We start from the raw sequence: 10,000 nt of genomic DNA on the forward strand, positions 1-10,000 counted from the left end.
GGGCCCGGATCATCCAACTGATCAAACAAGGCGCGCGCGGTTCTGTAAATGCGGTCTGCCAGCTGCGTCGGGTCGTGCAGGGACACGCGGCGTGTCAATTGGGTGAAATCAGACCGTTTGAGTTTGAGGGTAACGACGCGGCCGGCCAATGCCTTAGCTTTGGCGCGGTCGGCTACTTGTTCGGACAGCCGCCATATGTGGCCATCCAGAATATCTCGATCAGAGGTGTCGTCGTTGAACGTGGTCTCTTTGCTAATCGACTTCACTGGCTCATGTGACGACACCCTGCGCCGGTCTTGCCCCCGTGCCAGATGCCAGAGCCGATCCCCCATGCCGCCAAACCGCGCGACCAGGTCGATCTTTTCCCAGCGTAGCAGGTCGGAGAAGGTGCGAATGCCCGCCTTGTCGAGAGATGTCTGTGTCGCGGCACCGACGCCCCAGATCATCCGAACGGGTTTTTCCCGCAGAAAATCCGCTGTTTCAGCGGCACCGATGACCGAAAACCCATGTGGTTTGTCCAAATCTGAAGCGACCTTGGCCAAAAATTTGTTGTGGCTCAATCCGATCGACCCGGTCAGCCCAAGCTCATCCTTCATGCGGCGCACGAGACCGGCCAGCATCACGGCGGGCGGCGCACCATGCAGGCGCGCAGTACCGCTCATATCCAAAAACGCCTCGTCCAAGGACAGCGGTTCGATGGCGGGGGTCAGTTCTTCCATCATCGCACGGATGGCACGGGATGCTTCGACATAGGCATGCATACGGGGTTTGATGATCACGGCATCCGGACAAAGTTTAAGCGCCTGAAACATCGGCATCGCAGACCGGACCCCGCGGATCCGCGCCACATAACAGGCGGTCGACACGACACCACGCCGTCCGCCGCCAATGATCACCGGCTTGCCATTCAGGGCGGGATCGTCGCGTTTTTCGACAGATGCGTAAAAGGCATCGCAATCCATATGGGCTATGGAAAGATCAAAAAGCTCGGGATGGGACAGGATCCGGGGGCTTGTGCAGACAGGGCACCGGCGCACAGCAGAAACTTCGGCAAGGCAATCGCGGCAGAGGGCGGCCATTATGGATACCAATTCGTCATGAACCTGTGATTAGTTTAATCAATCGAGAGGAGATTGAACATGGCAGAACCCACCCCCTTTGACGGAGCCAAACTGGCCTTGCTTCTGGACGATGACCTTCTGGCAATTTTGCGCGATGAAACACCGGGTCTGCCATATGGGGGGTACTGGGATTTGCCCGGCGGCGGTCGCGAAGGGGACGAGGGGCCATTGGAATGCGCGCTGCGTGAGTGCCACGAAGAATTGGGCCTGCGCGTCTCAGATACATCTGTCATCTGGCGCAAGGCGTTCCACGAAGACGGCTGTCTTAAATGGTTCTTTGTCGCCAAGTTGCCACCGGCGACGGCGGCGGATGTGGTTTTTGGGGATGAAGGTCAACGCTGGTCACTGATGAGCATCACAGATTTTCTGGCACATCCCAAAGCCATCCCAGCGTTTCAGAATCGGTTGCGGGGATATCTGGAAGGTGAAGCCTGCGATCCGCCCTGATGCAGAAAGCCCCCCGCTGCATTAAGCGGGGGGAGGTGACGAACATCAGGAAGAACCAGTTCGTCGGGGAGTATCACCTAGGGTCAAGCTAGCACGGGGACGTCCTATGACATAGTCAGGAATCCCTGGACCTGCTGTCGAACCAGCGTTTGTGGTGTATTTGTTACAGTCTTAGGTTGAATTGGTCGGATTGAGCCGCGCTGCTGTATGACAGAACGGGCCGCAGAGGGCGTTAAGCCGCCGGATCGAATCTAAAATATGTCAGCGGTTTGGGCTTTGCGCCTGCGGTGACAGAATTTCAGCAACAATGGCCTGAGCGGCCGACAATGGATCTTCAGTTTGCCAAACCGGGCGGCCGACAACCACATGATCTGCGCCACTGGCAATCGCCTGGGCTGGTGTCGCCACACGTTTTTGATCCCCTAGTTCTGCTCCTGCCGGGCGCACGCCGGGGGTCACGATCAACTTACCCGCCGCCTGTGGCAAGGCGCGAATGGCAGCGGCCTCTTGCGGGGAGGCAATGACGCCATCTGCGCCCGCATCAAAGGCCCGGCCTGCGCGGGTCAGAACCAGTTCTGCCAGGTCTCCCGGTTGGATTAATGCGGCGTCCAGATCCGCGCGGTCGAGCGATGTCAGGATTGTCACGGCAAGGATTTTTAGATCTGATCCGGCAGCGCCCTGTTTGGCAGCATTCACCACATGCGGATCGCCATGAACGGTCAGGAAATCCAGATCAAACTGGGCCAAGCCGCGCACGGCAGCTTCTACCGTGGCACCGATGTCAAACAGCTTCATATCCAGAAATATGCGTTTGCCATGCTCTTGCTTTAGCTCATTGGCGAGGGCCAGTCCGCCGCCCGTCAGCATCCCCATGCCGATCTTGTAGAAACTGACACTATCGCCAAGTTTCGTGGCAAGTTCGAGCCCCGCAACAGCATGGGGAACGTCAAGGGCGACAATCAGGCGGTCATCGGGCATTTGGGCAGGCTCCTGCATTGAAAAATTCAAACGATCCTGCAGTACGCCGAGGCGACAGCCAAGTCCATCATAGAAAAACCCGGATCGCGCCTTGGGCTAGATCCGGGTCAGTGTCAGAGACGCTTGGGCAGGCAAACGCAGGTGAATTGGGGTCGGGCAATATCTTTATGCGGCACGACGGCCTGACAGGTCTGCCAGATGTTCCAACCAGCGTATCGGATCAAAATTGCGCCGACCCGCGCGTTGCGCTGGAGCTGGGAATCTGACCTCGGAATAAACGCCGACTTTTGATTTATGGCGGCGCAGAGCTTGTCTGGTCAATCCATCCGCAGCGTCCTGAAAGCTGGTCGAGATAGGCGCATTGATTGCGCAGGCATACTTTCGGGAACATTCACCATCATGCACCGTTACCAGTGCTTCAAAGCTTTGATTGGCGGCATTGTAAACGACGTCTGTCAACTGAATTGGTCGGGTCTGCATCGTGAGTACCTCATATATCGTTTCTTTGGTCGAGCAGTTGATCTGCTCCGTTAGGGATTTGGTTTTTCCCTTTGTCTGAATTGTTAACCTGCATTGGTGCAAAAAAGTTCCATTGATGCCGAAACATTGTGGATAACTTGATATTGATCAAAAAAATCAGGATTTTATTGGGTTAGACTAATCGAATGATTGGGGGAATATCTATGCGCAAGGGCCTTTTTGACAATCCGCGTTTTCCAAAACGCACGGGCTGTCAGACGCAAAGAATGCAGCGCATGTTGCGTTCACAACCTCTTGAAACGAGGTGATCAATACCCAAATCGAACCTAAGGCCGAAATTGATGTGTGCCGCCGAGCGGGCGCATCTTGACGCGGCGCTTTTAAAAAAGGAGAGACCCATGGACCTGAGCAAGTTCACGGAAAGATCGCGCGGCTTTGTTCAAGCGGCGCAGACGATTGCCACTCGGGAAAATCATCAGCGGTTGGCCCCGGAACACATCCTCAAAGCAGTCTTGGATGACGAACAGGGATTGGCCAGCAATCTGATCACTGCGGCCGGCGGTAACCCTGGTCGCGTGATGGAAGCACTGTCGCTGGCGATGGGTAAAATACCCAAGGTTACCGGCGATGCGGCGCAAGTCTATCTGGATGGGACGACCGCTAAAGTGCTTGCCGAGGCCGAGGCATTGGCCAAGAAAGCTGGCGACAGTTTTGTCCCTGCGGAGCGTATTCTGATGGCGCTTTGCATGGTGAAATCCGGTGCCAAAACCGCGTTGGAAGCAGGTAATGTGACGGCTCAGGCGCTGAACACTGCGATCAACGATGTCCGAAAGGGACGCACAGCGGACACTGCGACAGCCGAGGAAGGGTATGAGGCGCTGAAGAAATACAGCCTTGATCTGACTGAACGGGCGCGGGAAGGGAAAATTGACCCTATCATCGGGCGGGATGAGGAAATTCGTCGCGCCATGCAGGTGCTGAGCCGCCGAACCAAAAACAACCCTGTTTTGATTGGTGAACCGGGCGTGGGTAAAACCGCAATTGCCGAAGGGCTGGCATTGCGGATTGTCGATGGTGATGTGCCGGAATCCTTGCGCAACAAACGTTTGTTGGCGCTGGATATGGGTGCACTGATCGCCGGTGCGAAATACCGTGGTGAGTTTGAAGAACGACTCAAGGCCGTCTTGACCGAGGTCACAGAGGCCGCAGGCGAGGTGATCCTGTTCATTGATGAAATGCACACGCTTGTCGGAGCAGGGGCCAGCGAAGGGGCGATGGATGCCTCGAACTTGCTGAAACCAGCATTGGCGCGCGGTGAATTGCATTGTGTGGGTGCCACAACTTTGGATGAATACCGCAAGTATGTTGAGAAAGACGCAGCTTTGGCACGGCGTTTCCAGCCAGTGATGGTGTTGGAGCCAACAGTCGAAGACACCGTATCAATCCTGCGCGGCATCAAGGAAAAATATGAGCTGCATCATGGTGTGCGGATCAGTGACAGCGCGTTGGTCGCGGCAGCAACCCTGAGCCATCGCTATATCACGGATCGGTTTTTGCCCGACAAAGCCATTGACTTAATGGACGAGGCGGCGAGCCGCTTGCGTATGGAAGTCGATAGCAAGCCAGAAGAGCTGGATGCGCTGGACCGTCAGATCCTGCAGTTGCTGATCGAAGAACAGGCGCTGAAAGCAGAAGATGATGTGGCGTCCAAGGACCGGCTTGAAACCTTGCAAAAGGATCTGAGTGGATTGCAGGAACGCAGTGCAGAGATGACCGCACAGTGGCAGGCCGAGCGGGACAAGCTGGCCGGTGCACGCGACATCAAGGAAAAACTGGACCACGCGCGCGCTGAGTTGGACATCGCCAAGCGGGAGGGCAATCTCGCGAAGGCGGGTGAGCTGTCTTATGGCGTGATCCCTCAACTTGAGCGTGATTTGGAAGCCGCTGAATCGCGTGAAGAAGGCGTGATGGTCGAAGAAGCGGTGCGTCCGGACCAGATCGCCAGCGTCGTGGAGCGGTGGACAGGCATTCCTGCCGGCAAAATGCTTGAAGGTGAGCGAGACAAGCTTTTGCGCATGGAAGAGCAACTGCATGGCCGGGTAATCGGTCAGAATTCAGCGGTGAAGGCTGTTGCGGATGCGGTGCGTCGTGCGCGGGCGGGTTTGAACGATGAAAACCGCCCCCTGGGATCGTTCCTGTTCCTTGGGCCAACCGGCGTTGGCAAGACCGAACTGACCAAAGCTGTGGCAGAGTTCCTGTTTGACGACGACAACGCCATGGTGCGGATTGATATGTCTGAGTTTATGGAGAAACACAGCGTTGCGCGGCTCATTGGTGCGCCTCCGGGCTATGTTGGCTATGACGAAGGCGGAGTGTTAACCGAAGCGGTACGGCGCAGACCCTATCAGGTGGTGCTGTTTGATGAGGTCGAAAAGGCGCATCCGGATGTGTTCAACGTGCTGTTGCAGGTTCTTGACGACGGTGTGCTGACTGATGGTCATGGCCGCACCGTTGATTTCAAGCAGACGCTGATCATCCTGACCTCGAACCTTGGCGCGCAGGCGTTGAGCCAACTGCCTGATGGTGGGGATATGGCGCAGGCAAGACGGGATGTCATGGACGCGGTCCGGGCGCATTTCCGGCCTGAGTTCCTGAACCGTCTGGACGAGACGATCATTTTTGACAGGCTGAAACGCAGCGACATGGCAGGGATCGTTGATATCCAGCTTGCGCTTTTGCTCAAGCGTCTGGCCGGCCGCAAGATCGTGCTTGAACTTGATGAAGGTGCGCGGGACTGGCTGGCAGATGAAGGGTATGACCCGGTATTTGGTGCGCGTCCGTTGAAGCGTGTGATTCAGCGTACGTTGCAAAACCCCTTGGCAGAAATGCTGTTGGCCGGTGACATCCACGATGGTGATACAATCAAAGTGTCTGCGGGTGCCGATGGTTTGGTCATTGGCGATCGGATTGCCGCCAGTAGCAAACCCAAACCGGATGATGCAACGGTGCATTGATCGGCACTATATATATGCACAGGAAAAAGAGGCCCGCCAGAAATTCTGGCGGGCCTTTTGCGGTCGGGTAAGAAACCGCGTCGCGGTATGTGCCTTATTCGGGCAAAATCACCTTGTCGATCACATGGATCACGCCGTTTGTGGCTTCGATATCGGCAGTGGTCACTGTCGCGCCGTCAACCATGACGCCATTGTCCAGATCGATCATGACGGTAGTGCCTTGTACGGTCATCGCTTCGGTGTCGTCGACGAGGTCCGTGGACAAGACTTTCCCAGCGATCACGTGATAGGTCAGGATGGCGGCCAGCTGGTCTTTGTTCTCAGGCAGCAGCAGCGTTTCGACGGTGCCTTCGGGAAGTGCCGCGAAAGCTTCGTCCGTTGGGGCGAACACGGTAAATGGACCTTCGCTCTTGAGTGTGTCGACCAGACCAGCGGCGTCAGCGGCGGCGAGCAGGGTTGTGAACGAACCTGCCGCGCTGGCAGTATCTACGATGTCTTTGGCGTGGCCATCAGCCAAAGCGGTTGTTCCCATCAGTGTGGCAACGGTGACTGCGAGTGTTGTTGAACGTAGCATATTCTTCTCCTCAGAGTTTGATAAACAATGCTTGCGTTAGCATTGAAAGAGATACGCCAATCAAACCGGTTCGGTTCACCGGGGTTATTTGCCGATGCCGTTTGACGAAAACGAACAGCGCACTAAGCCGCGCACAATTCTAATTTCCACTCACAAATAAGTTATCGAAGCAGGTTGATCCGGTGCCTATTCTTGTCCGATCGCAGATCTGGCTATGGTGTCCAGCAAGGCCTGCACATCTTGCATCGCACCGTCAGGAAAGCTGCGATATCCGATGGTGACCATATCGCTGTCCGGGAGTTGCATCACGAAGATGTTGTAGGGACAGAACCGGATGTTCAACACGTCATCTTCCATCACTTTGCGCGACACTGCAGCTGAGCAAAAGCTGAAGACCTCGGCCGCCTGAAACAGGACAACATCTGATCCGACATCATCTCGCGTGCGTTCCAGCATCTCACCGACATGGCTGACGTTCTCAGCGATCAGTCCTTGGTCGATGATGGCGTTTTCAACGCCAAATACAACATCATCAAAACTTTGGTCTGTGGAGTAGGTGATCAGATCGTCCGCGAATGCAGGCAGGGCGAAGGCAAGTGCAGCAGCATAAATGAGGCGGTTCATGATGATTTCCCTAATGATGTCGCTATTCTAACAATTGAGTGTGCTGCCTGAAATGTACGCCGAAATGGTTTGGTGGAGCAGAGCAGCGACACTACTTACGAATAGTACAATAAGGAGCGTCCCATGGCCAATCGTTGGATCAACACGTTAAAAGACAGTGACGTTACGCCAGAGCAGGCTTTTCTCAATCGCCGTCAGCTGATGGCGGGTGGTGTTGCCGCAGCGGGGTTGGCCAGCATTGGTGGATCGATACAGGCGCAGGAGGCTCTTGAGCCGAATGCCTATGAAGACATCACGCAGTACAACAACTACTATGAATTTGGCACAGGAAAGACAGATCCCGCCGCCAATGCCGGATCACTTGTGACAGCTCCCTGGACAGTTGAGATTGACGGTCTTGTCGACAAACCGGGGGCCTATGCGTTTGAGGACATCATGAAAGCGATGACCATCGAGGAGCGGATTTACCGTTTCCGCTGTGTCGAGGCATGGTCGATGGTGATCCCGTGGAATGGTTTTGAACTGGCCGATCTGCTGAATATGGCCGGTATTCAGTCGGGCGCGAAATATGTGGCGTTCGAAACCGCACTGCGGCCCGATGAAATGCCGGGCGTTCGGTATCCGGTGCTGGACTGGCCCTACGTCGAAGGCCTGCGCCTTGATGAGGCGATGCATCCGTTGACGATCATGGCGACCGGCATTTACGGCAAGGACATTCCAAATCAGAATGGTGCGCCGCTGCGTTTGGTGGTGCCTTGGAAATATGGGTTCAAGTCAATCAAGTCGATTGTCAGGATCACGCTGACGGACAAAGAGCCGCCGACAAGCTGGAACAAAGCGAACGCGCGTGAATATGGGTTCTATAGTAATGTGAACCCAGAGGTCAGTCACCCACGTTGGTCTCAGGCCAGCGAACGGCTCGTCGGGGGCGGTCTTTTTTCGAAGCGCGTGCCGACGCTGATGTTCAATGGGTATGAAGCAGAAGTAGCGGGCCTTTATGAAGGTATGGACCTCAAGGCGAACTTCTAATGACAAATGGATCCCTGTTATGCACCGGGTTGATAGGCTCAATTGTCATGGCAATGTGTTGTTTCACACCGGTGCTGGTGGTTCTTTTCGCAGCGATCGGTTTGTCGTCCGTAGTGGGGTACCTTGATATTGTCTTGTTGCCAGCACTGATCATCTTTCTCGTCATTCTTGTCATTGCGGTTTTCAGAGGGATACGCGGGCATGGCTGAACTGACTTCAACACTGACCTGCCCGATCTGTGACCATGCCGAAACCGAGCAGATGCCGACCGATGCCTGCCAATGGTTTTATGAATGCAAAGGCTGCGGTGAGATGCTGAAACCGTTGGCGGGTGATTGTTGTGTGTTTTGCTCTTATGGCACAGTTGCCTGTCCGCCGATTCAGGACGGGGATAAATGCTGCGCGTGAGTTTTGCCGATCGCATAAACACGGCTGTGCGCAAAGTGCCTACGTGGCTTGTGTACTTGTTGTTGGCGCTGCCGCTTCCATATCTCTTTTACCTCGGTCTGACGGGTGGGCTGGGCCGCGAGCCGATAAAGGCGCTTGAACATGAATACGGTGATCTTGCGCTGAAACTGCTGATCCTGAGTTTGGCCATCACACCGCTGCGCCGTTACCTTGGTGTTAATCTGATCAAGTTTCGCCGCGCCATTGGTTTGATGACCTTCTTTTTTGTGTTGGCGCATTTTCTGGTTTGGGCAGTATTGGATGTTCAGGCGCTTGACCGGATCTGGGATGACATTCTAAAGCGACCTTATGTTACTGTCGGGATGGCGGGATTTTTATGCCTGATCCCCTTGGCGGCGACGTCCAACAACTGGTCCGTCCGCAAACTGGGGCCTAAGTGGCGCAGCCTGCACAAGCTGGCCTATCTGGCCGTTATCCTGGGCGGCGTTCATTATATATGGTTGGTAAAGGGCATTCAGCTTGAGCCACTTCTTTATATGGCCGCCATTTTAGGACTGCTGGCTTTGCGATTGCCAAAGCGCTGCAAGCCGCAGCAAGCCTAAGCACGATCTCCGATACAATATGTCCCGGAGATCGCTGCGAGCTGCAGACCTTAACACTGAGGCAGATCAATATCAGCGCGCCAAAGCCGGGTTTTCGCAGCAGTACTAGGAATCATTTTAGCTGTTGGCCCTGATGGGCCATTGCGGTCTGCGATTCACCGATGGCGGCCGCAGATCGCAAGGCGATCAGAGCAAAAGCGCCAGTGAAGGCCGCAATAAGGACCGTGTGCCTTGTGAATCGGTTGTTACGCATCAGGCCACTGCCAAATCTGATCACTCATCAGGCGAATCCGGTGCCCAATTGGGCAGAATCAAAATCGATTCACTGTGATTCAGCGCCAGATCGCGAGTGAATCGGGCAAATCATGCCAAAATTGATTGTATAAACGGAGTGAGTCTTGATGAGTCTTGGGGGTCAGCGTGTGAATACCGCTATATGTAGCAATCAGGTGCTCGGAGATGACCCATGGTAAGAGCAATAAAGCTGCTCAAACCGACCTGCGAGCGAAATAACTCGCAAGCAAACCACTGTTTTTATGGAGGAAAACGGTTTCGTCACAAAAAATGCATATTTAGCGAAAAAAGGGGTTGCGGGTCTGAGCCACTAACTCTAGAACCCCCCTTACCGGACGAGCAGAGACGCTCTAAAGGGACGCCAGACGGGCCAGACGGAAGCGGAAACGCAGACAGACAGCAACGAGACGTAAGAATAAAATCAGAGGT

General features: G+C 55.0%; 11 protein-coding genes. 6 read left to right on the forward strand and 5 right to left on the reverse strand.

All coding sequences use genetic code 11. The annotated features are described in order from the left end of the window. A partial coding sequence (locus tag ACEWL3_RS20175; protein WP_435001580.1) for a DNA polymerase IV occupies nt 1–1,079 on the reverse strand: 1,079 nt, incomplete at its 3' end. Between the two features lie 60 nt (nt 1,080–1,139). On the opposite strand from ACEWL3_RS20175, the gene ACEWL3_RS20180 reads away from it, so the two are divergent. Beyond that, nucleotides 1,140–1,568: an NUDIX domain-containing protein gene (locus ACEWL3_RS20180; RefSeq protein WP_386184345.1), complete on the forward strand. Its 429-nt coding sequence runs from the start codon at nt 1,140–1,142 to the stop codon at nt 1,566–1,568. A gap of 261 nt (nt 1,569–1,829) precedes the next feature. Here the strand turns inward: ACEWL3_RS20180 and pyrF are convergent, their stop codons facing one another. Both pyrF and ACEWL3_RS20190 read right to left on the reverse strand, forming a co-directional pair. After that, on the reverse strand, nt 1,830–2,546 hold the full coding sequence (gene pyrF, locus ACEWL3_RS20185; RefSeq protein ID WP_386184342.1) for an orotidine-5'-phosphate decarboxylase: 717 nt from the start codon (nt 2,544–2,546) through the stop codon (nt 1,830–1,832). A 165-nt stretch (nt 2,547–2,711) separates the two neighbouring features. Further along, a complete protein-coding gene (locus ACEWL3_RS20190) occupies nt 2,712–3,026 on the reverse strand; it encodes an orotidine 5-phosphate decarboxylase (RefSeq protein ID WP_386184340.1) in 315 nt (104 codons plus the stop codon). 398 nt (nt 3,027–3,424) lie between these two features. Here ACEWL3_RS20190 and clpB point away from each other — a divergent pair, with 398 nt between their 5' ends. After that, nucleotides 3,425–6,040, forward strand: a complete 2,616-nt coding sequence (gene clpB / locus ACEWL3_RS20195; protein ID WP_386184338.1) for an ATP-dependent chaperone ClpB — start codon at nt 3,425–3,427, stop codon at nt 6,038–6,040. Nucleotides 6,041–6,134: 94 nt separating this feature from the next. On the opposite strand, the gene ACEWL3_RS20200 is transcribed toward clpB, so the two are convergent. Continuing rightward, nucleotides 6,135–6,614, reverse strand: coding sequence for a fasciclin domain-containing protein (locus ACEWL3_RS20200; RefSeq protein WP_386184336.1), 480 nt, complete (start codon nt 6,612–6,614; stop codon nt 6,135–6,137). Nucleotides 6,615–6,800: 186 nt separating this feature from the next. After that, nucleotides 6,801–7,238 (reverse strand): DUF302 domain-containing protein, encoded by a 438-nt coding sequence (locus ACEWL3_RS20205; protein ID WP_386184334.1) that lies wholly within the window; start codon nt 7,236–7,238, stop codon nt 6,801–6,803. Between the two features lie 123 nt (nt 7,239–7,361). On the opposite strand from ACEWL3_RS20205, the gene msrP reads away from it, so the two are divergent. Genes msrP through msrQ form a run of 4 tightly spaced genes read left to right on the forward strand, consistent with a single transcriptional unit; the run spans nt 7,362 to nt 9,277 of the window. Next, nucleotides 7,362–8,267 carry a protein-methionine-sulfoxide reductase catalytic subunit MsrP gene (gene msrP / locus ACEWL3_RS20210; RefSeq protein WP_386184332.1) on the forward strand — a complete coding sequence of 302 codons (906 nt, stop codon included), beginning with the start codon at nt 7,362–7,364 and terminating at the stop codon, nt 8,265–8,267. Beyond that, a complete protein-coding gene (merF, locus tag ACEWL3_RS20215; RefSeq protein WP_386184329.1) occupies nt 8,267–8,476 on the forward strand; it encodes a mercury resistance system transport protein MerF in 210 nt (69 codons plus the stop codon). Before msrP ends, merF begins: the two co-directional genes overlap by 1 nt. Further along, a complete protein-coding gene (locus ACEWL3_RS20220) occupies nt 8,469–8,675 on the forward strand; it encodes a GDCCVxC domain-containing (seleno)protein (RefSeq protein ID WP_386184327.1) in 207 nt (68 codons plus the stop codon). The genes merF and ACEWL3_RS20220 overlap by 8 nt, the downstream gene beginning before the upstream one ends. Further along, the gene (gene msrQ, locus ACEWL3_RS20225; protein WP_386184325.1) at nt 8,663–9,277 is read left to right on the forward strand and encodes a protein-methionine-sulfoxide reductase heme-binding subunit MsrQ; all 615 of its coding nucleotides are present in this window, start codon (nt 8,663–8,665) and stop codon (nt 9,275–9,277) included. The genes ACEWL3_RS20220 and msrQ overlap by 13 nt, the downstream gene beginning before the upstream one ends. The last annotated feature ends 723 nt before the right edge of the window (nt 9,278–10,000 follow it).

Source organism: Sulfitobacter sediminivivens (assembly GCF_042611115.2).
GTDB lineage: Bacteria > Pseudomonadota > Alphaproteobacteria > Rhodobacterales > Rhodobacteraceae > Sulfitobacter > Sulfitobacter sediminivivens.

What these genes read in the sequence shown, in the direction of transcription:
- ACEWL3_RS20180 (WP_386184345.1), top strand. Translation starts at nt 1,140, where the DNA reads ATGGCAGAACCCACCCCCTTTGACGGAGCCAAACTGGCCTTGCTTCTG.
- pyrF (WP_386184342.1), bottom strand. Translation starts at nt 2,546, where the DNA reads ATGCCCGATGACCGCCTGATTGTCGCCCTTGACGTTCCCCATGCTGTT.
- ACEWL3_RS20190 (WP_386184340.1), bottom strand. Translation starts at nt 3,026, where the DNA reads ATGCAGACCCGACCAATTCAGTTGACAGACGTCGTTTACAATGCCGCC.
- clpB (WP_386184338.1), top strand. Translation starts at nt 3,425, where the DNA reads ATGGACCTGAGCAAGTTCACGGAAAGATCGCGCGGCTTTGTTCAAGCG.
- ACEWL3_RS20200 (WP_386184336.1), bottom strand. Translation starts at nt 6,614, where the DNA reads ATGCTACGTTCAACAACACTCGCAGTCACCGTTGCCACACTGATGGGA.
- ACEWL3_RS20205 (WP_386184334.1), bottom strand. Translation starts at nt 7,238, where the DNA reads ATGAACCGCCTCATTTATGCTGCTGCACTTGCCTTCGCCCTGCCTGCA.
- msrP (WP_386184332.1), top strand. Translation starts at nt 7,362, where the DNA reads ATGGCCAATCGTTGGATCAACACGTTAAAAGACAGTGACGTTACGCCA.
- merF (WP_386184329.1), top strand. Translation starts at nt 8,267, where the DNA reads ATGACAAATGGATCCCTGTTATGCACCGGGTTGATAGGCTCAATTGTC.
- ACEWL3_RS20220 (WP_386184327.1), top strand. Translation starts at nt 8,469, where the DNA reads ATGGCTGAACTGACTTCAACACTGACCTGCCCGATCTGTGACCATGCC.
- msrQ (WP_386184325.1), top strand. Translation starts at nt 8,663, where the DNA reads ATGCTGCGCGTGAGTTTTGCCGATCGCATAAACACGGCTGTGCGCAAA.